Source organism: Corynebacterium sp. MSK012 (assembly GCF_030232435.1).
GTDB lineage: Bacteria > Actinomycetota > Actinomycetes > Mycobacteriales > Mycobacteriaceae > Corynebacterium > Corynebacterium jeikeium_D.
Genome location: NZ_JASPJU010000009.1, coordinates 109,455 through 135,787 on the forward strand (window position 1 = coordinate 109,455; position 26,333 = coordinate 135,787).

Consider the following 26,333-nt stretch of genomic DNA (forward strand, 5'->3'; position numbering starts at 1 on the left):
GTCCGAATGCGAATTTTTTCTCGTGAACGTGGCCTAGAAGGGTGGCATTCCGTCATCGCCCGGCAGGGAAGTGGAACCAAACATTGGAACCGACTCACTGGAGTTGTCCCCGGTGCTGGCGCTAGGTGTTCCTTCCGCAGTGTCTCCCGCTTCGGACGCGCCATCCTCTTCCGGATTCAGCCCGAGTGCGGTGAAGAGCTCCTTCTCAGTCCAGATCTGGATTTCCTGGCCTTCGGCCTGCAGCTGTCGAGCCCTCTTCTCCTTCGACGTCACCGAATCCCACGGACCGGCGACCAAAATGGTCGTTTTCTTCGTGACACCCTTATTGATATTCGCACCTGCAAAGGCAATCTTGTCCCACAGAAAGCCCTTGTCATACGGTGCAAAATCACCGGTCAGTGTCACCCGCTGCTGGTACAACAGGCCGCTTGGATCCGCGTCCGGATTCGGGTCTGGAATGGTGTCCGGTGTCTTGGCCGCATCCCATTTCGCATTGCGACGCGGCCGTCGTGACGGCGCGGAACTGCCGGACTGCGCACCAGCACCAGCACCAGTTCCCGCGTTGGTCCCGGCACCAGTGCTGGCGACACCAGCCGGGTCATAGCGCACCATCCGCACTCGTCCACTGCCAATCTGGCCCAAGCTCAGCGAGACCTTCTGGCTCAAATCAGCCACCGATGTTGCGCGCTGCTGCTCCATCAACCACAGCGCTACCTCAGCACATGCGACCGCATCGGCCGTCGCATCATGATGATTCTCCAGCGACGTCCCCGCGGCCTCCGCCAATGTCGGCAGCTTCAAGTTGGGCAGCCCCAACTGCATCTGCCGAGCCCACATATAAGTACACGCAAAATTCAACTTCGGTGCTGGAATGCCTTCCGCCCGGCACGCCCGCGACAGGGCTGTGAAATCAAACCGCGCATTGTGAGCAACTACGTCCAAATCCCCAACGACGTCAACAAACTTCGCCAGCTGCTCCGGAAATGACGGCTCACCGGCCACATCCGCCGCTGTGATGCCATGAATCGCGACATTGGCTTCATCAAAATACTCCAGCCCCTTTGGCGGACGGCACATCCAGGAATAACGATCCGTCACCTTCCCGCCACGCACGACCGCAACACCAAGCTGAATAATCGAGCCGGTGTCTTCGTTCGCTGTCTCTACATCGAACGCCGCAAACGGTGCGATGTCTGACACCGCAACCTCATCCCCAGTAGGAAGCGGTGCAAAAGGCACAGAGTGCTTTACGACGTCGCCCGCGCCCTCAACCACACTCACGCCTTCGGTGACCGCCGCGCGCTGTGCCACCCACGGCATCAACGTGGAAGTAAAAGCATCTGCTGAGTTGTAGAACTCAGGATTCTTGGCTATCTCCGCCACGAGGTCTGCCAGCAACTGCGCTGCTGCCTGACGATGAGGCATCACACGGGCCTTTGGTAAAGCTACCCCGAGGTCTACCGTGCCGGGGAAAAAGCGGTTGGCCGGAGTGTAGACACCGTTTTTACTTGCCGATGCGACCTCGGCAACGTCGGTAAGCGGGAGGGGCTTCGCGGGGGCGGTGCTGGCCGTGTTGATGGTGTGGGTAAGGCGGAGCCCATCTGCGGTAATAGTCACCGTGTCGCCGGTGAGCTCGAAGACGACGGCGGGCTCGGAGGATGGCGTGGTCGTAGTCATGCACTAGATGGTAGCGCCGATGGCGGATTGAGCCCCATAGAGGCTGTGGTACCTGCGGTTCTCGCCGAGTACACGTGGCTTCCGACAATGTGGAAATGCCCACAAAAATAGGAATATTTATGGAGCGTTCGGACAGTGGGGGTGTCTGTACCCCTGAAAACCACATGTTTTGGGGGGTTAAATGTCCGGATGCATTTTGAGCGGGCGCTCCTTATACTTTTCGACGAACGGCGGTAACTGGTCGTTCGAGCTTTCGAGCTCAAGCGAAGGGCAAAGCGGAAACAACGTATGCCAGTGAAGCGATGAAATAAGGAGTAAACATTTTGAGCACGCATCCTGTGCACCCTGGTTCTATCTTGAACGATAATTTCCTCGAGCCGCGACACCTCTCTATCTACCGACTGGCTCTTGCCATCGGCGTGCCAAGCTCAACTCTGGAGCGCTTTCGCACCGGCCGCACTGCGGTCACCACTGACCTCGCAAATCGACTGTCCGACTACTTTGACACCGAGCCGGAGTACTGGTTGAACTCTCAGGCGGAGTTCAATATGCGCGCATCTGCGTAAGAAGACTTCACGCCAGCTCGGCTCCCGCGGTGCTGTGTTGACCCAAACCCTGTTTTGAGTTGAACTCAGAGCCGAAAATCCCCTGTCAGTGGAAGAAAAGTCTTCCGCCGACAGGGGATTTTGTGTAGGAACCAACCCAGGCCCGGGCCCCTACACCCAACGCGGATGCGGCTAGTGCCGCTCGATCAGCACGATGGTAGAACGGGCTGGCACGCGGAGCTCGCCTTCTGGCTCAACGATGCGCTCGCGGGTCGGGCGACCCGTGATCTCTGTGGTGTCGATGATGACTTCCCAGCTGTGTGCGTATTCGGTGCCCGGAATTTGGAACATGATGTCCTCGTGGTGGGCGTTGAAGCACAGCAGGAAGGAGTCATCTTCAATCCTGTGACCTCGGCGATCAGGCTCAGTGATGGCATCGCCGTTGAGCCAGACCATCAACGACTTGCCGAAGTCGAAGTTCCAGTCATCGGTCGTCATGACACGACCCTCATAGGTCAGCCAGGCAATGTCACGATCGTCGGTTTCCGCACCGAGCGGGCCACCGCGCAGGAACCGGCGGCGTCGGAAGACTGGGTGCTCCGCACGCAGCTCAGTCAGGAACTGGGTGTATTCGACCAGTTCAGAGTTGGTACGCGTCTGATTCCAGTCGACCCAGGCCAAACGGTTGTCCTGGCAGTAGACGTTGTTGTTGCCCTTCTGGCCACGTCCCATTTCGTCACCGTGGCTAATCATCGGAGTGCCCTGGGACAGCAGGAGAGTGGTCAGGAAGTTACGACGCTGGCGGGCGCGCAGCGAAATGATGCGCTCGTCGTCGGTCGGGCCTTCCACACCGCAGTTCCACGAACGGTTGTGGGACTCGCCATCGCGGTTGTCCTCGCCGTTGGCCATATTGTGCTTCTCGTTGTAGCTGACCAAGTCGTTGAGGGTGAAACCGTCATGCGCGGTCACGAAGTTAATCGACGCAGTTGGGCGGCGGTCATTGTTTGCATACAGGTCCGAGGAGCCGGTGATACGTGAAGCGAACTCGCCGAGCGTGGATGGCTCACCGCGCCAGAAGTCGCGGATGGTGTCGCGGTACTTACCGTTCCATTCAGTCCACTGCGGTGGGAAGTTACCGACCTGGTAGCCACCTTCGCCGACATCCCACGGTTCTGCGATGAGCTTGACCTGGCTGACAATCGGATCCTGCTGCACCAAGTCAAAGAAGGCGGAGAGGCGATCCACATCGTGGAATTCTCGAGCCAGGGTGGATGCCAAATCGAAGCGGAAGCCGTCGACATGCATCTCGGAGACCCAGTAGCGCAGCGAATCCATAATCAGCTGCAGCGAGTGTGGGTGGCGCACATTCAGGGAGTTACCGGTGCCGGTGTAGTCCATGTAGTGCTGGCGATCGCCTTCGACCAGGCGGTAGTAGGCCTCGTTGTCGATGCCTCGGAAGCAGATGGTTGGGCCCATGTGGTTGCCCTCGGCGGTGTGGTTGTAGACCACGTCGAGGATGACCTCAATGCCGGCATCGTGAAATGCGCGCACCATGCCCTTGAACTCGCTGACTGCTCCGCCTGGCTTTTGGGAAGCCGAGTAGTCCTGGTGTGGTGCTAGGAAACCGAAGGTGTTGTAGCCCCAGTAGTTGCGCAGCCCCTTTTCGCGCAGGTGGTCGTCCTGGAGGAACTGGTGGACCGGCATCAGTTCGATAGCCGTGACACCAAGGTCCTTGAGGTAGTCAATAATTGCCGGATGCGCGAGACCGGCATAGGTACCACGTAGCTCCTCCGGGATATCCGGGTGAGTCATGGTCATACCCTTGACGTGGGCTTCGTAAATCACGGTCTCGTTGTACGGCGTGCGAGGTGCGCGGTCAGCGCCCCAGTCGAAGAATGGGTTGATGACCACGGAGGTCATGGTGTGTCCCAGGCTGTCCTCGGTGTTGCGCTTCGAGTGGTCATGAATGTCATAGTTGAACAGTGATGGGTGACCGTCGAATTCGCCGTCGAAAGCCTTGGCGTATGGGTCGACCAGCAGCTTGTTGGGGTCGCAACGCTTACCGTTGGCCGGATCGAATGGGCCGTGTACGCGGTAGGCGTAGCGCTGGCCCGGCATGATAGACGGGATGTAGCAGTGCCAGATATGCGCATCGACTTCTTCCAACTCAATGCGTGTTTCTTCGCCTTCGGCGCTAATCAGACAAAGCTCAACCTTTTCCGCAACGTCGGAAAAGAGTGCAAAGTTGGTGCCAGCGCCGTCGTAGGTAGATCCGAGCGGGTAAGGCTCACCCGGCCATACTTGATAATCGCCGACTGTATTTGCTTGGTTCATGTGACTACCTTAACCGTTTTGTAAAAAACATGAGCCTTTTTCGGTCCCGTGTGGGCGCGCCATCCGTCCCATCTGTCGAGCGCACTTCGCAAAAACGACCCCCAAGGAAAAATTCGAGTCGAACGGTTAAGAGCATAAACTTCGCGCGAAAATAAGTATTTAACCCTGCAAGTGGGCAATTTGACACTCTAAACGCACCTTGGCGGGCGCCGAATCACCAATATTCGCGGTCACCAACGCGCGAAGATTCCCAAAGGCCTTTACTTTTGGAGTTATGAGTCCACGAACCATTGGTGTAACGGAAGTAGCGTTCCGAGACGCTCATCAGAGCCTCATGGCAACGCGAATGGCTATGGAAGACATGGTCGATGTCTGTGAAGAAATGGACAAGGCCGGTTTTTGGAGTGTGGAGTGCTGGGGCGGCGCAACCTTTGACGCCTGCATCCGCTTCCTTAATGAAGATCCCTGGGAGCGCCTGCGGACATTCCGCAAGCTGATGCCGAATAGTCGCCTGCAGATGCTGCTGCGCGGCCAGAATCTCCTCGGTTACCGCCACTACGAGGACATGGTGGTTGACAAGTTCGTCGAGAAGTCCGCTGAAAACGGTATGGACGTATTCCGTGTTTTCGACGCGCTCAACGACCCACGCAATCTCGAGCACGCCATGCGCGCGGTCAAGAACGTCGACAAGCATGCGCAGGGCACGATCTGCTATACGACGTCTCCGCTTCACGACGTCGACGGGTACGTGAAGCTCGCTGGTCGTCTACTGGATATGGGGGCGGACTCCATTGCGTTGAAGGACATGGCAGCGCTGCTGAAACCCCAGCCGGCTTACGACATCATCCGCGGCATCAAGGAAACGTACGGCGAGGACACCCAGATTAACGTCCACTGTCACTCGACCACCGGTGTCACGATGGTGACTTTGATGAAGGCCATCGAAGCTGGTGCGGATGTCGTGGACACGGCAATTTCGTCGATGTCGCTGGGCCCGGGGCACAACCCGACCGAGTCGCTGGTGGAAATGTTGGAGGGAACCGACTACACCACCGACCTGAACATGGATAACCTCATCACCATTCGTGACCACTTCCGCAAGGTGCGTCCGAAGTACGCAGAGTTCGAGTCGAAAACCCTGGTCAATACCGACATTTTCATGTCGCAGATTCCTGGTGGCATGTTGTCGAACATGGAAAACCAGCTCAAGGCCCAGGGCGCGGGTGACCGCGTCGAAGAGGTCATGCGTGAAGTACCGATTGTCCGAAAGGACGCCGGTTACCCGCCGCTGGTGACTCCGAGCTCGCAGATCGTCGGCACGCAAGCTGTGTTTAACGTGCTGATGGGACGCTACAAGGTTATGACGGCTGAGTTCGCCGACCTCATGCTCGGCTATTACGGGCAGTGTCCTGGTGAGCGCAACCCAGAGCTGATTAAGCAGGCAGCGGAACAGACCAAGAAGGAAGAAATCACGGTTCGCCCGGCTGATCTCCTCGAACCAGAGTGGGACGACCTGGTCAAGCAGGCCAAGGAGCTCGACGGTTACAACGGCACCGCCGAGGACGTCCTGACCAACGCACTGTTCCCATCCGTCGCACCGGGATTCTTCACCACGCGCGGCGAAGGGCCGAAGAACGTCGGTAAGACTGCCGAACAGCTCAAGCGCGAGGCGGAGCAAGCCTCAGGTGCTGCCAATGCCATTCGCGAGCCAATTCGCTACAAGGTCACCGTTGGCGGTCGCTCACAGACCGTCCAGGTGGAACCCGCCTAGGAACATCGGGAGAAGAGATAGCAATGTCGCAAAGTTCAGCAAACCAGCCGAATTCGGCGGATGCCGTCGCGCCGGGCGTCGACGCCTCGATGGCGGAGCGCCTGGATTATTTGGATGCTCAGCGTCGCCGTGTTGAGGCCGGTGGCGGTGAAGCCCGCCAGGCCAAGCAGCACGAACGTGGGAAGATGACTGCCCGCGAGCGTATCGACAACTTCGTCGACGAGGGCACTTTCCGTGAAACCGGCATGTTCATGACTCACCGCACCACCGACTTCGGCATGGATACTGCCGACGCGCCTGCCGACGGTGTGGTCACCGGCACTGCCGCGGTTCTCGGCCGGGCAGTGCACGTGGCCTCCCAGGACTTCACGGTCATGGGTGGCTCCGCTGGTGAAACGCAGTCCCGCAAGGTTGCGGCCACCATGCGCGCTGCTGCCGACAACGGCACTCCGTTCGTGTTTATCAACGACTCCGGTGGTGCTCGCATTCAAGAGGGGATTGACTCTCTGTCGGGCTACGGCCAGGTCTTCTACAACAATGTCTGGCTTTCCGGTCTGGTGCCGCAGATTTCCATCATTGCAGGCCCATGTGCTGGAGGCGCTGCCTACTCGCCAGCGCTGACCGACTTCATTATTCAGACTCGCAAGGCACAGATGTTCATCACCGGCCCGGGCGTTATTAAGTCGGTGACCGGCGAGGAAGTCACCTCCGAGCAGCTCGGTGGCGCTGATGCGCACATGGCCAAGGCCGGCAATATTGACTTCGTTGCCGACGATGACGAGCAGGCCATCCTGATTGCGCAGAAGCTCTTAAGCTTCCTGCCACAGAACAACACGGAAGAGCCACCAATCGTGGATCCGGTATTCGACGCCGAGCCGGATCCAGAGCTCCGCGACATCGTCCCCGTCGATGGCAAGAAGGGCTACGACGTCCGCGAGGTCATCATCCGTATCGCCGACAATGGCGATTTCCTCGAGTGCCAGGCGGGTTTTGCCACCAACCTAGTCGTTGGTTTTGGTCGAGTTTTGGGTCGTACCGTGGGCTTTGTCGCCAACCAACCGAACGTGATGTCCGGTGTGCTGGACATCAATTCCTCGGACAAGGGCGCAAAGTTCATCCGCTTCTGCAATGCCTTTAACATCCCGCTGGTCACCCTGGTTGACGTTCCTGGCTTCATGCCGGGCGTCACCCAGGAGCATGGCGGCATCATCCGCCACGGCGCAAAGATGCTCTACGCATACTCCGCAGCGTCTGTGCCCAAGGTGACCGTCGTCATGCGTAAGGCCTACGGCGGTGCGTACCTGGCGATGTGCTCGAAGGACCTCGGCGCGGACTATGTATTCGCATGGCCGACCGCGGAAATTGCGGTGATGGGCGCAGAGGGTGCGGTCAACGTGGTCTTCCGAAAGGAAATTGCCGCCGCGGGCGACGAGGAAGAGCAGGCGCGCGTGCGCGACGAGCGTATCGCCGAATACAAGACACGCTTCTCGACGCCGTATGTCGCCGCCTCGCGCGGACTGGTCGACGACGTGATTGACCCGGCGGAAACCCGCCTGCGTGTGGCTGACGCACTGTCGGTTCTGCGTAACAAGCGCGAGGTTCGCCCGGCCAAGAAGCACGGATTGGGGCCACAGTAATGTCTGACGGCATCGGTGAGATTAAGGAGCTGCGAGCGCTCGTCGCTGAACTGACCGACCGGTTGGATGCGACCTCGACAAGCTTGCAGAAGGCCACGGCACGACTGAATCAGGCAGAGAGCGAGTTGGCTGAACTGCGCAAACGCGTGGACGCAGATATCCCCGAGGATACTGTCATCGCCATTTCGGCAGCGGTGTCTGCGTACCTGGGCAATCGCGGCAAGGTGAAGGCAATTCGATACAACCGCCATAAGACGTGGGCTGCGCAGGGACGCCAGATCCAGCAGCAGCGCAACCTGCGTTAGTTGGAAATTTTCGATAACCGACTTAATTGAGTCTGACTCATTGACTTTTGCTACGTGAGGATTGTTGAGCCATGAAATTGAAAGTGACTGTCGGCGGCATTGCCTACGATGTCGACGTTGAAGTAGTTGAGGAGCCCAAGCGTCTTTCGCCCATCGTGTTGGGTGGATCGTCGAGCGCTTCCGTTGAGCCGGCCACCGCTAGTGTCTCGGGTGTCTCCGCCAATTCGGTGGTGGCGCCACTGGCAGGTTCGGTCAGCAAGATTTTGGTCGAGGAAGGCCAGAAGATTGAGGCTGGGGAGGTGCTGCTCATTCTCGAGGCAATGAAGATGGAAACCGAGATTACGGCCCCGGCTGCAGGCACCGTCGGCTCTATTCATGTTGAAGTCGGCGACGCAGTGCAGGGCGGCCAGGGACTCGTCTCGATTGATTAGCCGCATTAGCCGGGGGGAAAGATTTTGGGGTGAAATCTTTCTAGCCCCGGTTGCTGGAAATACTTAAGGTTGCCTTAATATTTTCCTTATGAATGCCGTTCTTCTCGCCGTTTTGGTGATGCTAATCCTGGCGGTCTGCCGGGTACACGTTGTGCTAGCGCTGTTTATTGGCGCCTTAGTCGGTGGTCTTTCCGCCGGTATGGGGCTCGATGCCACAATGGTTGCCTTCCAGGAAGGCCTCTCTGGTGGTGCGAAGATTGCCCTGAGCTATGCCATGCTGGGTGCCTTTGCCATGGCAGTGGCATCCTCCGGGCTGCCCAAACTGCTGGCCGATTGGCTGATTGCCAAGATCGGCACGGAGGATGAAGGCGCTAAATCTAAGGCAGAGGCATGGACCAAGTGGGGCATGGTCGCCGGCATTTTGGCCATGGCGATCATGTCGCAGAACCTCATCCCAGTTCACATTGCGTTTATCCCGCTGATTATTCCGCCGCTGTTGCCGGTATTTAACCGCCTCAACATCGACCGTCGAATGATTACCAGTGTGATGACCTTCGGTTTGGTCACCACCTACATGTGGGTTCCGGTCGGATTCGGTTCTATCTTCCTGAACGACATCCTGCTGGGGAACATCGAGAATGCTGGCCTTGATGTTTCCAATATCAACATCATGATGACGATGGGCATCCCGGCTCTCGGCATGCTGGCCGGTCTGGCCATTGCCGTATTTTTCTCCTACCGGAAGCCACGGCATTACGAAGATCGGCCGATTGCCCAGTCCTCACACGCAGAAACCCAGTCTGACGAACCGGTGTCGAAGTACCGAGTTATCGTTGCTCTCGTTGCAATCGTGGTGACTTTCGTCGTCCAGATTGTGATGAATTCTATGGAGACCGATGCCGATCCGTTGCTGATTGGTGCACTCACTGGTCTGGCAATCTTCATGCTCACCGGTGCCGTGCGCTGGCGTGAGGCGGACGACGTGTTCACCGCCGGTATGAAGATGATGGCCCTGATTGGTTTCATCATGATTTCCGCACAGGGCTTCGCCTCGGTGATGTCGGAGTCCGGCCAGATCGAGCCGCTGGTGACCGCTACTGCAGAGCTGTTTGCGGGCAACAAGCCTGCCGCTGCATTCGCCATGCTGGTCGTTGGTCTGGTGGTCACGATGGGTATTGGTTCGTCCTTCTCGACGCTGCCGATTATCGCCATCATCTATGTGCCGTTGTGTGTATCGCTGGGCTTCTCGCCGATGGCTACCGTCGCCATCATTGGTACTGCAGGTGCTCTGGGCGATGCTGGTTCGCCGGCATCGGACTCGACGCTCGGCCCGACGATGGGTCTCAATGCCGACGGGCAGCACGACCACATTCGCGATTCGGTTATTCCGACCTTCCTGCACTTCAACCTGCCGCTGCTGGCAGCTGGTTGGGTAGCAGCTCTGGTGCTCTAGCGCCGCGGCTTGACCGTGAGTGTGATTGCTCCAGCGGGGCTTAATGACCTGCGATTCCCTTAGTCCCCGCAACCCCCGCAATTCCGGCGATAAAGAGCTCGGTTCCCAGTGCAATGCGCTGGCGGCCGAGCTCTTTTGCCTGTGCAGCAGCATCTTCAGAGGAAGTCTCGACCTCAAGATCCTTATCATCGGCGTTCTCGCCACTGGTGTCGCCCTTGTTGGAAACGCCCTTGGCGCCGTTCAGGTCAAGCGCGATGGCTGTCTGCTGGTCGACTGTCGCACCGAGAATGAAGTACACGAGGACAGACGCGGTATCAGCCGCTGAGGGGGTGTTAATGGAGGTTTCGGGTGCATTCTCCAGGGCGTCGGCAAGCAGTTGTTCGGGGCGAATCGTGGCGGTGCCCGTAGCGAGTGCGGCCGAGACGACCTCGGCGCCATCCCGATGAGCGGTGAGGCAGGAGTAGAGCAGCTCGGCGACGGCTTCGATGTCGGCACGCCAATCGCCGGTGGCGGAAAACTCTGTGCAGGGAGCCAAGATGCGGTCAGCGACGGCACCCAGCAGTGCCTGCTTGGAAGGGTAGTGCCAGTACATTGCGCCAGCGGCGGTACCCAAGTGGCGAGTCAGGCGGCGGATCGTGAGATCGCCGAGTCCGTACTCGTTGAGAATGGTAAGAGCTGCGTCGACAATGATGTCCTTGGTCAATTGCACACTGCCTACCGTAGACGAAAGAAGAATCATCTGGAAGATGCCTTAAGGCTGAGATGCGGAGCGTAAATCCGCGACACGACGGGAATTGAACCCTGTTCGACATTCTGTAGCTGCGGTATTAAGTTTGATAACTGAACAACTTCTGAAACGGTGTTCAAGTTTTATCCCCAGCCTCAAGGAGCGTCACCCCCATGACTCAACAGCAGCAGGACATTTTGGAACTCGCCCGAGAAAAGGTGCTCGGCCGCGGTGAGGGGCTGAACTATGAGGAGACCCTGGCAGTTCTGAACCTCGATGACGACAGCATCGAGGATCTGCTGGCACTGGCGCATGAGGTGCGCTTGAAGTGGTGCGGCGAAGAGGTCGAGGTTGAAGGCATTATCTCGCTGAAGACTGGCGGCTGCCCAGAGGACTGCCACTTCTGTTCGCAGTCGGGTCTGTTCGAGTCCCCGGTGCGTTCGGCATGGCTGGATATCCCGGCGCTGGTGGACGCCGCTAAGCAGACCGCAAAGTCGGGTGCGACTGAGTTCTGCATCGTTGCTGCAGTAAAGGGGCCGGACGAGCGACTGCTCAGCCAGATGGAACAGGCTGTCGCCGCCATTCAGGCAGAGGTGGACATTAATGTGGCCGCCTCTATGGGCATTCTGACGCAGGAGCAGGTGGATCGCCTGGCCAAGGCTGGTATTCACCGCTACAACCACAACCTCGAGACCGCCAAGAGCTACTTCCCGCAGGTCGTGACCACCCACACTTGGGAAGAACGTCATGACACCCTGCGTATGGTCGGCGAAGCCGGTATGGAGGTCTGCTGTGGCGGCATCCTGGGTATGGGAGAGACCCTTGAGCAGCGTGCCGAGTTCGCTCAGGACCTGGCGGAGCTCAACCCGACCGAGGTGCCGATGAACTTCCTCGACCCGCGTCCGGGCACTCCGTTCGCCGGTCGCGAGCCGATGCCAGCCAAGGACGCACTGCGTGCCATCGGTGCCTTCCGCTTGGCTCTGCCGAAGACCATCCTGCGTTTTGCTGGTGGTCGTGAGCTCACCCTGGGCGACCTGGGCGCAGAAAAGGGGCTGCTCGGCGGTATCAACGCTGTCATTGTCGGTAATTACCTGACCACGCTGGGCCGTCCGGCGGAGCAGGATCTGGACATGCTTGGCAAGGTACGACTTCCAATTAAGGCCCTCAATGCAACTGTCTAAGCCTCGGACATCTAGCCCGCGTGCGACGCGGGGTAAGAAAGTCGACTCCACGGAGCTGCTCCAGGCCATGGTGCTGGGAGACGATCCCAAGTTCGATCCTTTTACCGGCGCCGACCTCGAAGCTGGTGAAGTGCGCGAACGCTCCTATGGTGCAAAAGCTGGACTGGAGGCGCCTCGATTCTGCCAGCTCTGTGGGCGCCGGATGGTGGTGCAGGTGCGTCCGGACGGCTGGACTGCAAAGTGCTCGCGCCACGGCGAAGTGGACTCCGTTATGTTGGAGCAGCGATAAAAGGCGCTGGTTGTGCTAGTGCGCCATTCGGGCACGCTAGTACTGGATGTGCGCCGTGAGGTAAGTTAGTCAACTATGACCATGAAAAATACCCGAGTCCCGCACGTTGAAAAGCAGAGCGTGGCAATGGCCTCGGGTATTGTTCTCTTCTCCGTTGTAACGGGAACGATAGCCGGAGTGGCCTGGGCATTCCTGCGCCCCAAGCAGCAGGTGCAAATGCTCCCAGATAACCAACTGGCGATTATTCAGGAAACCGTTGACGCTGGTTTTATCGGGCTGCTCTGGTTTGTTGCTGTCACTGCCATCAGCGGCCTGGTGCTGGGAATTACTACCTTCCGAAACCGTGCCATCACGACTCCTGTGCAGATGCTCACGGCAATTGGATGGGCAGGTTTCTCCGCGTTGATGAGCGCAGCAGTGACGTACCTCGTCGGTCAGTCGGTTGCGGCATTGCTCCAGCCGGATCTGGCGGGAATGCAGCCGGGCGATAAGTTCTCGGTGATTCCAGACTTCAAAACCTATGTAGCACTGCTGGTCGCGCCACTGGTTGCCATGCTCGCACTGTGGTCCCGGGTGCTGTTCCAAACGGACTTCACGGAAGGCAACGAGAGCGCTGCAGACAATGCTGCGGACGCAGATTCGGTCACTAAGTGAGACGGTGAGGTTCTGCGCGGGAGCCGTCGTAAAGCACTAATTCCTACTGAACAGGGGTAGTTATTGGGAAATAGGCTTATACAAGCCTTACAATTTTGGGAAATAGGTTCGTCCTCGATGTCAGTATTCGCCCCGATTAGGGGCTTTTTCGATATTGTGTGGCGAGCTTAGGTCTCTTGCACTTGCCCGTTTGAGTCCGCTGCGAATGCCTCCGGGGACCGTTGCCGGTAACGGTGACGGCGTTTTCTCCGGTCGTAGCCACAGCCCATTGAAGTAAGGACGTAGTTTTCCGTGAATACCAGCCTTGCGGCCAATGCTTCCAGCCTGCCGCGCCTTGAATCGGATCTGTACGAATCGGTAGTCGATAAAGATGGCCGCTACGGTGGCGTAATTGCAGATGAGCGCTGGGCCCAGGAGATTAAGCGCCTCGCCCGCGAACGCAATGCCGTAATTCTTGCGCACAACTACCAGCTGCCGGAGATTCAGGATATTGCCGATTACACAGGCGACTCCCTCGGACTTTCCCGCATCGCTGCGGAAACCGATGCCGACGTCATCGTCTTCTGTGGTGTCCACTTCATGGCGGAAACCGCCAAAATTCTGAGCCCAGAGAAGACCGTCCTTATTCCGGACGAGCGCGCCGGCTGCTCCCTGGCGGACTCCATCACCGCAGATGAACTGGCCGAGTGGAAGGCTGAGAATCCCGGCGCACTGGTGGTCAGCTACGTCAACACCACGGCAGACGTAAAGGCTCTGACCGACATCTGCTGTACTTCCTCCAACGCCGTCGACGTGGTCAAGTCCATCCCGGAAGACCAGGAGATCCTGTTCAACCCGGATCAGTTCCTCGGCGCACACGTCCGCCGTGAGACCGGCCGCGACAACATCAAGGTATGGGCTGGTGAGTGCCACGTCCACGCCAACATCAATGGTGAGGAACTCGCGCACCGCGCGGAGGAGAACGCCGATTCGCAGCTGTTCATTCACCCGGAGTGCGGTTGCGCGAACTCTGCGATTTACCTCGCAGGTGAAGGCACCATCGAGCCCGAGCGCGTGCAGATGCTCTCCACCGGCGAGATGCTGACCGAGGCGCAGAAGCTGAAGGAGAACAAGCCCAACGGCAAGGTGCTCGTGGCCACTGAGGTGGGCATGCTCCACCAGCTGCGCAAGGCCGCACCGGATGTTGACTTTGAGCCGGTCAACGACCGCGCTTCCTGCTCGTACATGAAGCTCATCACTCCGGCGGCTCTGCTGCGCTGCCTCGTTGAGGGCACTGATGAAGTCGATGTCGAGCCGGATGTCGCCGACAAGGCGCGCGCTTCGGTCGAGCGCATGATCGCTATCGGTAACCCAGGCGGAGGCGAGTAACACGTTTGGTCTGCGCCCATCATTCGACAGTTGGACACTGACGTGTGACTTCCTCGTCATCGGCGGGGGAGTCGCAGGGCTCAGTGCTGCGCGTCGGGCTCTTGAGCTCGGCCTCGACGTGCTGGTTATCGACAGCGTCGAGTGGCGCGTCGGTGCCCGCAAACAGCTGCGTTTCGCCGATGCTGCCACGAATCTCGCCCAGGGCGGGCTCGCGGTCGTCGGGCTTGACGACGACCCCAGCGGCCATGTGGCCAACGGGTTCGACGACACCACTGATTCCCATATCGCGGATACTCTCGATGCCGGTGCCGGACACGGCGATGAAGAGGCTGTGGCTTCCATCATCCGCGCCGGCGCTGCGGCGACCGAGTGGCTAATCGGGCTAGGCGCTACATTCGACCCGGCACCGGATAACCCGGCCGTTTATTCCCGCACTAAAGAGGGCGGACACCACGCGCGGCGCATCATTCATGCCGGCGGTGACGCCACTGGTGCTGAAATCGAGCGCGCCCTAGAAGCCTCAGTTACCGGCGTGCGAGTACTGCAAAACGCCACAGCGCGCCAGCTCATCGTTGGCAAAGACGGCCGCGTGCTGGGGGCGCTGGTAGCGGATCCCCGTGGCGGTGGCGCTATTCGCGCAGGCGCCACTCTGCTGGCTACCGGTGGCGTGGGCCATATTTACCGTGCGACCACGGCCCCCTCGGGCGCCCGCGGCGAGGCTATCGGCATGGCCTCCGATGCTGGCGCGGAGATTCGGGACATGGAGTTTATCCAGTTCCACCCGACGGTGCTCTATGACGAGCGCTCGGCATCAGATGGCACCGGCCGACGCCATCTCATCAGCGAGGCGGTCCGTGGTGAAGGAGCCATTCTCGTCGACTCCCGGGGCAACAGTGTGACCGCCGGCGTTGACCCTCGCGGGGACCTGGCTCCGCGCGATATCGTCTCGCGCGCCATCGCGACTCGCATGCGCGAGCTCGGCGAGGACCACGTCTTCCTCGACGCACGTCACATCGACAACTTCGCCGCCCGCTTTCCGACGATCACAGCGGGTCTGACCGCGGCGGAGATTGATCCGACCAAGGACCTCATTCCCGTGGCCCCGGCGGTCCACTACACCTGTGGTGGTATTGCCGTCGACCCATTCGGTGCAACTAGTGTGCCGGGCCTCTATGCGGCCGGCGAATGCTCCGCAACAGGGCTCCACGGTGCCAACAGGTTGGCCTCCAATTCGTTGCTGGAGGGACTGGTCGTCGGCAAGCGGGTGGCCGAAAAAGTCGCTGAAACACACGCTGTGCTGGTCGGGGACGAGGAATTCGCAGCGGCCGTTGAAAGCCTGCCGCAGCCACGGCCAGAACTGGAACCACGGCAGCTTTTCCGGTTGCAGACGGCGATGCAGGAAGGCGCTGGTGTAACGCGCAATGAGCAGAGTTTGCGGCAGGCGTTGGCGGTTATCGATCGGCTCCCGCAATCGGTTCAGGTCGTAGCCGCAAGGAAAGTCGTCGAAGCGGCATTGGCACGACCATATACTTTGGGGTGCCACACTTGGTTTGAAAAGGACGGGGATTAGCTAACCATGACTCTTGAGAAGGACACGCTGCGCGGGGTGCTGAACGAAAACATCACCCGCGGACTCATTCGGACGGCACTGCAGGAAGATATGAGCTTCGGGCCGGATGTGACCTCGCTGTCGACAGTCTCGGCAGCTGCGCAGGCACGCGCCCGGCTGGTGGCCCGGCAAGAGGGCGTTATCGCGGCTATCGATGCGGTGGAGTGGACGCTGCAGGAGGTCATCTCGGGTGAGTTCACCGTCGAAAAGCACGTTGAAGATGGCACCCTGGTGCGTCCTGGCACAGTGCTGGCAACGATTTCTGCGCCGACTCGGGGGTTGCTGACTGCTGAGCGGACAATGCTGAATATCCTCACGCACGCCAGTGGTGTAGCTACTGCGACGCGCCAGTGGGCTGACGCAATCGTTGGCACCGGTGCGCGGGTGCGCGATTCCCGAAAGACACTGCCGGGTCTGCGCAACCTGGAAAAGTATGCGGTGACCTGCGGTGGTGGAATTAACCACCGCTATGCATTGGGCGATGAGGCACTGATTAAGGACAACCACGTGGTGGCCGTCGGTTCCGTGTCCGGTGCGTTGAAGAGGGTGCGGGCTCAGTATCCGGAGCTGCCGTGCGAGGTGGAAGTCGATACCCTCGCACAGCTCGATGAAATCCTGCCGATGAAGCCGGACATCGTCATGCTGGACAACTTCGAGGTCTGGGAGACCCAGATCGCGGTGCAGCGCCGCTCGCAGATTTCTCCGGCCACCCAGCTGGAGTCCTCTGGTGGACTGACCATCGATGTGGCTCGTGAGTACGCGTCCTGTGGTGTCGATTACCTGGCTGTGGGCGCGCTGACCCACTCGGCCAAGGTGTTCGATGTCGGACTCGACTTCGACGAGCAGTAGCTGAATCAGCCCCGGTTTCGCCTCGTAGCTTCGCCTACAGGCGACGGGCAATCTCTGCCCCAATCTCGCTTAGTGCCGACCCCCAGCGCTCCCGTGATTGCTCATCACAGGTTTCCTGTGCGCGGTAAAGCGCCTTCTCCGCAGCACCGACATCGCCCAAATGCAGGTGGCACTGTGCAATTTGTGCAAGCAGAGGCACGGCCTGGATATTGAGCTTGTCGGACTGGAAAAGTCCCGCCGCTAACTCCAGGTGATCAATGGCGCGCCCCTGATGTCCTCGACGAATCTCTGCCTGGCCGTTCAAGGTGTGCCACATCGCCCAGCGCAAGTGGCGCGGTGGGGTGTCCGCGGTCGGCTCGAAGCCGTCTTTTTCCAGGTTATCCAGCAGATCCAACCAATCCGCGGCCTTGTCCATCAGCTTTGGTGCAGAGCCACGGATGGGGCGCCCCAGACTGTCGGTCTGCGGGGCATCAGCCTTGTCGCCGAGTTCCTCGAACCCCTGCATCAGAGTTAGGGCTGCTTCCCAGAGGTTGTTTTCCTCAGCCAATGCCGTGGCGGCGTCGAAAAGCTGCTGCGGGCTAGAAGTCGCGGAATCACCAGAAGTAGTCATGACCTAACACTCTACTTTGTGTCACCGCCAGTACCGAAGTGGGCGGGGCGCTAGTATTCGTCGTCAAGCGACTGAATGATGATGACGTCAAGGGCATCGAGAACAGGATGGCCTTCCCACACGTCGCGGGGCAGAAGCTCTTCGACGCGCCGAGCATAGGCGGCGGCTCCGTCGGAATCACCCGCGTCGAGACGGTAGCGAACCCCCGCCAGCAGCGCGCGGGCGGCTTCCTCGCCATCGCCGGACTGCAGGTAGCCCTTCGCGGCGGCTTCCACATGGTTGATAGCCAACGTGTCGCGGCCAGCGGAGTAGAAGACGTAGGCGGCATCGTCGTGCCAGTCGGCGAGTGACCAGTCGTCGGAGATGAGCTTCTGAGAACGCAGCAGAAGGTCCTCAGCCTCGTTGAGCGTGTGGTCAATGGCGGCGGAAGCGTCCTCAGAGACGATCTCGGCGGTGAATTCGGAGCCCTCTTCGGAAATGACCAGGTCAATGACATGAATGATGGAACGCGCAGCCTGGCGGTAGGCCTTGGCCGCGCCCTTGGTATCGCCGTTGCGTTCAAGGTGCTCGCCGTGTTCGATGAGCAGCTTTGCCGCCTGGCGGGGATTATTGCCGAGCCCCGCGGCTGTGGAGGCAATAGAAAACGCCGCGTCGGTGCGTTCTTCATCGGCGGTAAATGCTGACCAGTGCGCAACTGGTTCGGCAAAGCGCAGCGCCTCGTCAACCTCGTCGGCATCGAGGAGACTGCGGGCCAAAACGAGCTGGATATCCATGGTGATGGGGTTGACCGGCATGCCCTCGGCGCTGGCGAGCGCGCGGCGAGCAAATTCGGCGGATTCCGCGAAATCGCCGTGGGCGTTGAGAAGCGCACAGAGCAGACGCACGCTGCGAAGCACCGCGACCGTGAGTCCTGCATCGAGACCAGCCTGCACGATTGGGCGTAGCTGGCGGATTGCCTCCGCTTCCTCACCAGCTTCCAGAGAGAGAAAAGCCAGAAATTGGCGCGCTTCAATCGTCGTGGTGACGGGTTCCGACTGAGGAGCCGCTGCGACGCTGGCAGCGATGCGGGCGGCCCTGCGCAGCTCACCACGGCTGTGCGCGAGCTGCGCCTCCAACAGCTTCCGGTCGTCGAAACTGCTTCGCTTTGGTGCCCAGCGTGCGGACCATTCAGAGAGCTGACCGGCGATTTCCGCCCGGCGCGCCAGCGATGCTGCGGCGCCGGCAACAGCCGCGCTGACCAGGTAGTAATAGGCCTCGCCGGGCTGTGGAGTGGTGGCGACGATGTCCTTAGCAAGGCTGATCAGCTCAGGGATTTCGGAGTCCTCGGGGCGCCGGCCGGTGATGGCATCACCTGGGTTGGCGTCGATGAAGGCCTCAGCCTCGGCGAATGCTCCGTAGGAGCGTGCGTGCAAGATCGCGGGGCGGATGTTGGCCTCAGTTGCCCAGCGCAGCCACTCGGCGCGTGCAGCAGCGGCTTCTTCTACCAATTCCAGTTGGTCGGCAACTGCATGCCTAAGTGCGTGGAATTCGCCAATGACATCGGGGGAGTTGGTAGGCGCGTCGGCCAACCAGTGCGTGTGGGCGAACTTGGTGACAGCGCGCCAACTGGTGACGTGGTCGAGCGTGGCACCGGCCTTGCGGGAAATAACCAGCAGCTCCGGGAGGGAGTCCGGCAATGCCTTTAGCGGATTGGGCAGGGGAGGAAAGTCCAGGGGTTCGGACGAGTTCTCCGTTGCTGATGCGTTTTCTGAATTCCCTGACGCGTAGTCGGCAGCGATGCCGGCATCCCAATCGCCAACTTGAATTCCAGACTCAGAGTTTTCTTCTTCCCACCAGACCATTGGACTATCTTCGCCCGTGGCATCGGGAAGATGCAAAAACTGCCTTGTTTTTCAGACCTGTGCAGTCGGGTGCGCTGTTAATCCGGGTTTGAAAAGCTACGCATTAGTCCACGAACTTCATCGCGCACTGGGTGATCCGGGCCGACTAGGTCGCCGATGCGAACCGCGAACCGGCGGGCGCGATCCTCATTGTTATCACTAGCAGCAGCACGCACCGCGATAGTCAGTGTGCGGGCGGCGTCGGCAGGGGCGTGGGCTTCTAAGAAAAGCTCGGCAGCTTCGTCGGCGTACTTGTACACGCCGTCGTTGTCCCACACAGACCAGCACAGCAGTGCCTGCGCTTCGTGCCACTTGGCCGATTCCCAGGATCCAACCACGTAGCCGCGTGAGCGTTCCATCAGGTGGTCGGTCAGCTCACTTGTGGCGCCCACGTTACTGAGCGATAGTGCGGCATCCATCAGAGTTTCCGCAGGCGAAATCGGGGACGAGTATCCGGCACGAATATCGGCCAGTGCGTCGAAGAGTACTGCGGCATGCTCAGTATTGCCCTCTTGGACTGCCGATTCCGCCGCAATGGCACAGGAAAAATCAGTACGTGCGGAATCCTGGGTAGGCTCAGACCACTTTGCAACCGACTCCGCTTCCTGGCCGGCATGGTGGAAATCTCCGAGCTCGTACAGTGCCGTTGCCTTCAGCAGCGCGATTTCCATGGTGACTTCACAGTTGGGGTAGTCTGCCGACACATCCTGGGCGCGCTGAGTTAGCTTCAGCATCTCCCCGGCATCGGGCTTGTTGTGTGCCACCTCGAAGTTGATGTCTGCCATCTCACGAACCGCGAGAATATAGTCAGTGTCCAGTCTGTGCTGGTCCGCGACTGCCACGTTGTTTGACAGCATTCGGAACGCGGTATCGCTATTACCTGTCTCTATCGAGTACCGTGCCAAATTCTGCCTCAGCTCAAGGCCCGCGATTACGGAGCGGTTACCGATTGCATTGAGCTGTGAGGCGCAAAGTCGCGCTGCGTCGACGACTTTCCCGGCTCGGTGCAGCAGTGATGCCTCCGTCAGAGTCTTCGCCAGCGCAATCGACTCAAACTTATCCTCATTTGGCAGTGCACGAATCATCTCGTGCAGCTCCCGTGCCAAGTCCTCGCGGTTGACCTTTCGCAGGGCGCTTGCAATCCGAATCAGCGCGTCAGTCAGTGCCGCCCGCTTCTTCCACTGGCGTGGGCTAAACGGCTCCTCCGCTTCTTCGCTTGCCGACGATTCCTGCGGCCGCGGCCCATCCGCATCCGTGGTCACCGCGCTGTGACTGCTGGTTGGGGCATCCAGATCGTCGGCAAGCACGAGTGCCCGGTACGAGGTGATCTCCCTGCTCATGCGTGCGATGAGTGGGATTTCGGTCTCTGCGGCAGCAGAGGTGGGGCCATCGGCGATAAAGGTGGTGTAGCGGCGGGCTTCATCCGCCGCTAGCCGTGCCCGGGCGCGCCAGTACTCCGGGACGTTGTCGTTATCGGATGCCCATACCATCCAGTTCAGGGCGGCATCGTGCGCAGCCGTCATCATGCCGAGCGATTCGGTGACCTCGCGGACTATGCGGTAAAACGCGCCGACGTGTTCGGTAACGCCGTGGGCTTCCGGGTCAGAAAAGAGCTGTGGGTTGTAGAAATGATGCGCGAAAACTGATTCCAGTTGGCGCGTGGCCAGGGAATTGTCGGCTGCGGTCGCGTCTGCATAGGCTGCGACGAGCTCCGGCAAATCCGGGCTGTTTCCTTCCTGGTTCAACAGCTGACCTTTCTACGACTGGTTACTACTTTCCTTAACACTGTAATGGGGCACTGTGGCGGAGCTAACTTGCGCCACAGTATGAGGGGTTAAATGGGGCAATCGGTATGAACCTAACGTGAGAAAGATATGCTTAGTTCATACTCAAGGGTGCCTTTAAGGGCGAATAGTAGCGAAAACCGTGGATAAAGTCTTTGGCTTTGACCCAGATTTTCAATACTTTGTTGTCATTTCTTTGTCACTCTGAAGTGCTCACGTATGAATCCATCGTGCGAATAGGCGGTTACTAATTAATTATGTTGTCCACTATTGATCTTCGCGGTCAGACTCCCACCACCGCCACTCTGCGTCGAGTGTTGCCGCGTGGTGCGGCAGACGTTGATTCGATGATTCCCACGGTCAAGCCCGTTGTCGATGACGTGGCAGTCCGTGGTGTGGAAGCGGCGATGGAGTACTCCGAGAAGTTTGACCGTATTCGTCCGGCATCCATGCGCGTTCCAGCGGAGGTTATCGATGCCGCGGAAGCTGCGCTGGAAGACGATGTCCGCTCTGCTCTGCAGGAGTCCATTGGGCGCGTGCGCGCGTTCCACGCTGCTCAGAAGCCGAATGATAAGACTGTTGAAATTCTGCCCGGCGGCATTGTCCGCGAGAAGTGGATTCCGGTTTCGCGCGTCGGTCTTTACGTCCCCGGGGGCAACGCCGTCTACCCGTCGTCTGTATTGATGAACGTCATCCCAGCTCAGGAAGCTGGTGTGGAGTCCCTCGTCGTCGCCTCTCCGCCGCAGGCCGACAACGACGGCTGGCCGCACCCGACCATCCTGGCTGCCTGCAAGCTGCTTGGCGTGACCGAGGTGTGGGCCGTCGGTGGTGCACAGGCCGTCGCACTGCTCGCATACGGCGATGAAAACGAGAGCCTCGAGCCGGTCGACATGGTCACCGGTCCGGGCAACATCTTCGTTACCGCCGCCAAACGCCTGTGCCGCTCGGTCGTCGGTATCGACGCCGAAGCTGGCCCGACCGAAATTGCCATTCTCGCAGATAACACCGCTGATCCTGTCTCCGTCGCCTACGACCTGATTTCCCAGGCTGAGCACGACGTCATGGCCGCCAGCGTGCTTATCACCGACGACGCCGATTTCGCCGCCACCGTCGACCGCGAGGTCGAAAACCGGTACGAGGTCACCATGAACGCCGACCGCGTTCGTGAGGCGCTGACCGGCGATCAGTCTGGCATCGTGCTTGTCGACGACATGAATATTGGCATCCAGGTTGCAGATGCTTACGCCACTGAGCACCTGGAGATCCACACCGAAAACGCGCAGGCCGATGCCGAACGCATTACCAATGCCGGTGCAATCTTCATCGGTCGCTTCTCGCCGGTGCCGCTGGGCGATTACTCGGCTGGCTCTAACCATGTGTTGCCGACCTCCGGCACCGCCCGCCACGCCTCGGGCCTGTCAACGCACACCTTCCTCAAGTCGGTCCACATGATTGACTACAACGAGGCCGCGTTGAAGGAAGTTGCCGACAGCGTAGTAGTCCTGGCCAACGAAGAACGACTGCCAGCGCACGGCGAGGCCATCCGTGCCCGCTTTGAGACGCTTCTCGGCTCTGAGGACAATGGCGCAGAAAAGGGGAACAACTAATGAGCAACCAGCCTGAGAATCAGCCACAGCCGTCGGTAGCCAAGTTGGCGCTGGCAGATTTGCCACTGCGCGACGAACTGCGCGGCGAGGAAGCCTACGGTGCCCCGCAGCTCGACGTCGATGTTCGCCTGAACACCAACGAAAACCCGTACCCGCCATCCGATGACCTCATCGCCGACCTGGTGGCGCAAGTGGAGAAGGTCGCCTCTGACCTCAACCGCTACCCGGACCGTGACGCAGTAGCACTGCGCAGCGCACTCGCCGATTATGTCACCCGCCAGACCGGCGTGGACATCACCGTCGACCAGGTATGGGCCGCCAACGGCTCCAATGAGATTCTCCAGCAGCTGCTGCAGGCATTTGGCGGGCCGGGGCGCAGCGCAATGGGCTTTGTGCCCAGCTACTCGATGCACCCGATCCTCTCGTCCGGCACGCAGACGGAGTTCATCGGCATCGCCCGCGACCCGGAGACCTTCGACATCGACATGGATAGTGCGCTCGCGGCCATTGCCGAGCACCGTCCTGACGTCATCTTCATCACGACTCCGAACAACCCGACTGGCAATCTGACCACGCTCGCTGACCTGCGCCGCATTATTGAAGCCGCGCCGGGCATCGTCATTGTCGATGAGGCCTACGCCGAGTTCACTGAGGAGCCGTCGGCGACAACGCTGCTGGCTGAGTTCCCGTCGAAGCTGGTTGTCTCCCGCACGATGAGCAAGGCTTTCGACTTCGCCGGAGGCCGCCTCGGCTACTTCGTTGCTAACCCGGCATTTATTGATGCTGTGATGCTCGTACGTCTGCCATACCACCTGTCGACGTTGACGCAGGCCGCTGCCACGGTTGCACTTCGCCACTCGGATGCGACGCTGTCGACCGTCGCAAAGCTTGCCGACGAGCGTGATCGCGTCGTAGCCGCCCTGAACAGCTATGGCTACGACGTGATTGACTCGTACTCCAACTTCGTATTCTTCGGTCGTTTCGCCGATGCCGCGACGGCATGGCAGAGCTTCTTGGATGAGGGAGTACTCATCCGCGATGTTGGCGTGCCCGGTCGTCTCCGTGCCACTATTGGTCTGCCCAGCGAAAATGATGCGCTGCTGGCGGCGGCCAAGAAATTGGCAGCGACCGCGCTGGCTTAAGCGAAATGCTGCCGGTACATCCCACTACAAGGAGAGATCTGACTTATGCACTTCAGTGATAAGGACCATCTGGAGGCAGAGCGCACTGAGCGCGTTGGCCGTGTCGAGCGCGCCACCCGCGAATCGAGCATCGTCTGCTCGGTGAATCTCGATGGCACCGGCAAGACCGATATTTCGACCGGTCTGCCGTTCTTCGACCACATGTTGACCGCTTTCGGCTCCCACGGCAGCTTCGACCTGACTGTGCACGCCAACGGCGACACCGAGGTCGATGCGCACCACACGGTGGAGGATACCGGCATTGTGATGGGGCAGGCCTTCGCCCAGGCGTTGGGGGACAAGTCTGGTATTCGTCGCTTTGGTGACTGCTATATCCCGATGGATGAAACGCTGGCACACGCAGTGGTTGATGTGTCTGGTCGCCCGTACTTCGTTGGCACTGGCGAACCAGAGCAGATGTTGACTGCCGTCATTGGTGGTCACTACGCAACGGTTATCAATGAGCATTTCTTTGAGTCCTTCGCCCTAAATGCCCGTATTGCGCTGCATGTTCGCTGTCTCTACGGGCGCGATCCGCACCACATCACCGAGGCTGAGTACAAGGCTGTGGCCCGTGCCCTGCGTGCTGCCGTCGAGGACGACCCGCGCGTCCACGGTGTGCCGTCGACCAAGGGCACTCTGTAGGTCGCAGCTGTAGTAGACGGCCGCTGTAGGAAACCGGAAAATCCGCCTTAGCTGGCATTTTAGGGGAATCGATGGTAACAACGTCTGTAGACGTGCTTTTAGCGCAGGTGTCTACCGCATCGACGCTGAGCACTTATTTTTTGTTCATTGTCGCTGGTCTGCTGGTGGGCGGAACATGGTCACTCTATAAATCCGGATCGAGGGTCGGAACAATTGTCCTTGGTCTCTTATCTGTGATCGCGCTCGCCGGCGCAATTTTGTGGTTGATAGGAGTGATGGAGTAAATGGCGTCCCGGGTGATGGACCGCAGGCAGTTGGACGAACTGGACAGCATGTGGAAAGCGCCCGGACTAGTACCTACGCTAGTCGCCGTGATGGCCGCCTTCGGTGGCTGGTCACTCCTCATGCCTGTCATTCCGCAGGCAATTCTTGACGATGGCGGTGGAACCTCGCTCGCCGGTGCCTACACCGGTGTTTTTATGGCCGCTACCGTTCTCACACAGACGCAGACTCCACGTATGTGTCGCCGTCTTGGCTACGGCATGACCATGCTGATTTCAGGTCTGTTTCTGGGCTTGCCGACGATTCTGCACATCTTTGGCACCGATGCTGCTTTGGTGCTCATCATTGCGGTTCTCCGCGGTATGGGCTTCGGTGCGTTGACTGTCGCCGAGTCCGCATTGATTGCCGAGCTAGTGCCAATGAAATTTCTGGGTAAGGCCTCTGGCGTTCTCGGTGTGGCAGTTGGTTTATCTGAGCTCATTTTCTTGCCACTAGGACTAATCATTGCGGACAAGACGGGTTCTTACACCCCTGTTTATGTCTTGGGCGCCGTCATCTCGCTTGTCGGTTCGTTGATGGCACTCTTTATCCCGAAGATTAAGCCAGCGCCGAAGGAGGGCAAGGGCGGCAAGGAAGACGTCGGCGATCCTGTGCCCGGATCTGCAGCAACTCAGCCGAGCCCCGTTGAGCACGTTGCCACATGGAAGCTGGTGGCCATTCCCGCGCTCGCAATTTGCACGATTGCGATGGGCTTTGGTGGTATTTCCGCATTCCTTGCCCCGGCAGCTCGCGAAATCGATCTGGTCTCCGGTGCGGTTGTGGCTGGCCTGTCGCTGTCTGTTCTCGGTGGCGCGCAGATGGTGTTCCGTTATTTCGCAGGAATCTACGCCGACCGGAAGTCGGAGGCTGGAATTCTGCTGATTCCGGCATTGATCAGTGGTTTTATTGGTCTGCTGATGATGTCCGGCGTGGTTCTCTTTGATTTGTCGGCCTGGCTGCTGCTGGTTGCGGCCGTTTTCTACGGCGCGGGCTTCGGCATAGTGCAAAATGAGGCTCTGCTGCTGATGTTTGCCCGCCTGCCGCGTGACCGTACTGCTGAGGCCAGTGCCTTCTGGAACATGTCCTTTGACTCGGGCACTGGTATCGGCTCGTTCGTTCTGGGAGCCGTAGCCGCGGCTGCACTCCGTCCGTACCCGGCTGTCTTTGCCTTTGCGGCAGCTCTGCTGGCAGTTGGCCTCATTGGTGCGGTGCTCGACCGAATCATCGGAAAGCACCGCGTGGCGGAGTACCAGAACACCCGCGCTACGCTGCGTCGTCTGGGGGATGCCGTGAAGCGTCGTACGCCGGAGGCCGCTGTGCGTGTTGCCCGCCCGGCAAAGAATGCAGTGACGCGTTTGACGGTTCGGGACCGCAAGAAGAAGTAACTACATACAAAGAGACGTTTGAAAAAGAGTGGCTGCGCAAGTTCTTGCGCAGCCACTCTTTTGGTTATTAGATGCAACCCCCGGTGTGGG

23 protein-coding genes are annotated in these 26,333 nt (G+C 59.5%); 17 read left to right on the forward strand and 6 right to left on the reverse strand.

From position 1 onward, the window contains the following. Window positions 1–33 precede the first annotated feature (33 nt). Window positions 34–1,677, reverse strand: coding sequence for an exonuclease domain-containing protein (locus QP977_RS07685; RefSeq protein ID WP_070595599.1), 1,644 nt, complete (start codon window positions 1,675–1,677; stop codon window positions 34–36). Between the two features lie 323 nt (window positions 1,678–2,000). Between QP977_RS07685 and QP977_RS07690 the strand changes: the two genes are divergently transcribed. Then, complete coding sequence (locus QP977_RS07690) at window positions 2,001–2,243, forward strand: HigA family addiction module antitoxin (RefSeq protein ID WP_005510305.1); 243 nt, start codon at window positions 2,001–2,003, stop codon at window positions 2,241–2,243. Window positions 2,244–2,414: 171 nt separating this feature from the next. Here the strand turns inward: QP977_RS07690 and glgX are convergent, their stop codons facing one another. Beyond that, on the reverse strand, window positions 2,415–4,556 hold the full coding sequence (glgX, locus tag QP977_RS07695) for a glycogen debranching protein GlgX (protein ID WP_049193987.1): 2,142 nt from the start codon (window positions 4,554–4,556) through the stop codon (window positions 2,415–2,417). Window positions 4,557–4,830: 274 nt separating this feature from the next. Between glgX and QP977_RS07700 the strand changes: the two genes are divergently transcribed. The 5 genes from QP977_RS07700 (at window position 4,831) to QP977_RS07720 (ending at window position 10,153) form a co-directional block, all read left to right on the forward strand. After that, window positions 4,831–6,327, forward strand: a complete 1,497-nt coding sequence (locus tag QP977_RS07700) for a methylmalonyl-CoA carboxytransferase subunit 5S (protein ID WP_049170291.1) — start codon at window positions 4,831–4,833, stop codon at window positions 6,325–6,327. Between the two features lie 23 nt (window positions 6,328–6,350). Next, entirely contained in the window at window positions 6,351–7,964 is a 1,614-nt protein-coding gene (locus tag QP977_RS07705; protein ID WP_049193986.1) for an acyl-CoA carboxylase subunit beta, read from the forward strand. Then, entirely contained in the window at window positions 7,964–8,269 is a 306-nt protein-coding gene (locus QP977_RS07710) for a hypothetical protein (RefSeq protein ID WP_016422965.1), read from the forward strand. The genes QP977_RS07705 and QP977_RS07710 overlap by 1 nt, the downstream gene beginning before the upstream one ends. 71 nt (window positions 8,270–8,340) lie before the next feature. Continuing rightward, window positions 8,341–8,700, forward strand: a complete 360-nt coding sequence (locus QP977_RS07715; protein WP_016422964.1) for a biotin/lipoyl-containing protein — start codon at window positions 8,341–8,343, stop codon at window positions 8,698–8,700. An 88-nt stretch (window positions 8,701–8,788) separates the two neighbouring features. Continuing rightward, window positions 8,789–10,153 (forward strand): Na+/H+ antiporter family protein, encoded by a 1,365-nt coding sequence (locus QP977_RS07720; protein WP_016422963.1) that lies wholly within the window; start codon window positions 8,789–8,791, stop codon window positions 10,151–10,153. Between the two features lie 40 nt (window positions 10,154–10,193). Here the strand turns inward: QP977_RS07720 and QP977_RS07725 are convergent, their stop codons facing one another. Then, window positions 10,194–10,892, reverse strand: coding sequence for a TetR family transcriptional regulator (locus QP977_RS07725; RefSeq protein WP_246818322.1), 699 nt, complete (start codon window positions 10,890–10,892; stop codon window positions 10,194–10,196). Window positions 10,893–11,053: 161 nt separating this feature from the next. On the opposite strand from QP977_RS07725, the gene bioB reads away from it, so the two are divergent. The 6 genes from bioB to nadC all read left to right on the forward strand — a co-directional run bounded on the left by bioB (window position 11,054) and on the right by nadC (window position 16,830). After that, window positions 11,054–12,061 (forward strand): biotin synthase BioB, encoded by a 1,008-nt coding sequence (gene bioB / locus QP977_RS07730; protein WP_016422961.1) that lies wholly within the window; start codon window positions 11,054–11,056, stop codon window positions 12,059–12,061. After that, window positions 12,048–12,350: a biotin synthase auxiliary protein BsaP gene (gene bsaP, locus QP977_RS07735; RefSeq protein WP_048734678.1), complete on the forward strand. Its 303-nt coding sequence runs from the start codon at window positions 12,048–12,050 to the stop codon at window positions 12,348–12,350. The genes bioB and bsaP overlap by 14 nt, the downstream gene beginning before the upstream one ends. 75 nt (window positions 12,351–12,425) lie before the next feature. Then, window positions 12,426–13,004 carry a hypothetical protein gene (locus QP977_RS07740; RefSeq protein WP_048734676.1) on the forward strand — a complete coding sequence of 193 codons (579 nt, stop codon included), beginning with the start codon at window positions 12,426–12,428 and terminating at the stop codon, window positions 13,002–13,004. A 291-nt stretch (window positions 13,005–13,295) separates the two neighbouring features. Beyond that, window positions 13,296–14,372, forward strand: coding sequence for a quinolinate synthase NadA (gene nadA, locus QP977_RS07745; RefSeq protein ID WP_016422958.1), 1,077 nt, complete (start codon window positions 13,296–13,298; stop codon window positions 14,370–14,372). Window positions 14,373–14,382: 10 nt separating this feature from the next. After that, window positions 14,383–15,942: an L-aspartate oxidase gene (nadB, locus tag QP977_RS07750; RefSeq protein ID WP_083326672.1), complete on the forward strand. Its 1,560-nt coding sequence runs from the start codon at window positions 14,383–14,385 to the stop codon at window positions 15,940–15,942. 6 nt (window positions 15,943–15,948) lie between these two features. Then, entirely contained in the window at window positions 15,949–16,830 is an 882-nt protein-coding gene (nadC, locus tag QP977_RS07755; protein ID WP_048734667.1) for a carboxylating nicotinate-nucleotide diphosphorylase, read from the forward strand. 34 nt (window positions 16,831–16,864) lie between these two features. Here nadC and QP977_RS07760 read toward each other — a convergent pair whose 3' ends face one another. The 3 genes from QP977_RS07760 to QP977_RS07770 are packed head-to-tail and all read right to left on the reverse strand — an operon-like array spanning window position 16,865 to window position 21,065. Next, on the reverse strand, window positions 16,865–17,440 hold the full coding sequence (locus QP977_RS07760) for a hypothetical protein (RefSeq protein ID WP_048734664.1): 576 nt from the start codon (window positions 17,438–17,440) through the stop codon (window positions 16,865–16,867). 50 nt (window positions 17,441–17,490) lie between these two features. Further along, window positions 17,491–19,317, reverse strand: coding sequence for a hypothetical protein (locus QP977_RS07765; protein WP_284847228.1), 1,827 nt, complete (start codon window positions 19,315–19,317; stop codon window positions 17,491–17,493). Window positions 19,318–19,358: 41 nt separating this feature from the next. Continuing rightward, window positions 19,359–21,065: a hypothetical protein gene (locus tag QP977_RS07770; protein WP_070642486.1), complete on the reverse strand. Its 1,707-nt coding sequence runs from the start codon at window positions 21,063–21,065 to the stop codon at window positions 19,359–19,361. A 296-nt stretch (window positions 21,066–21,361) separates the two neighbouring features. On the opposite strand from QP977_RS07770, the gene hisD reads away from it, so the two are divergent. From hisD to QP977_RS07790, 5 genes are all read left to right on the forward strand, one after another. Continuing rightward, on the forward strand, window positions 21,362–22,711 hold the full coding sequence (gene hisD / locus QP977_RS07775) for a histidinol dehydrogenase (RefSeq protein WP_284847229.1): 1,350 nt from the start codon (window positions 21,362–21,364) through the stop codon (window positions 22,709–22,711). Next, on the forward strand, window positions 22,711–23,853 hold the full coding sequence (locus QP977_RS07780; RefSeq protein WP_016422951.1) for a histidinol-phosphate transaminase: 1,143 nt from the start codon (window positions 22,711–22,713) through the stop codon (window positions 23,851–23,853). Before hisD ends, QP977_RS07780 begins: the two co-directional genes overlap by 1 nt. Window positions 23,854–23,898: 45 nt before the next feature. Next, complete coding sequence (hisB, locus tag QP977_RS07785) at window positions 23,899–24,537, forward strand: imidazoleglycerol-phosphate dehydratase HisB (protein WP_005510321.1); 639 nt, start codon at window positions 23,899–23,901, stop codon at window positions 24,535–24,537. A gap of 71 nt (window positions 24,538–24,608) precedes the next feature. Continuing rightward, a complete protein-coding gene (locus QP977_RS11040; RefSeq protein WP_016422950.1) occupies window positions 24,609–24,821 on the forward strand; it encodes a CG2302 family histidine operon protein in 213 nt (70 codons plus the stop codon). Further along, a complete protein-coding gene (locus tag QP977_RS07790) occupies window positions 24,822–26,243 on the forward strand; it encodes an MFS transporter (RefSeq protein WP_016422949.1) in 1,422 nt (473 codons plus the stop codon). Window positions 26,244–26,333: the final 90 nt, after the last annotated feature.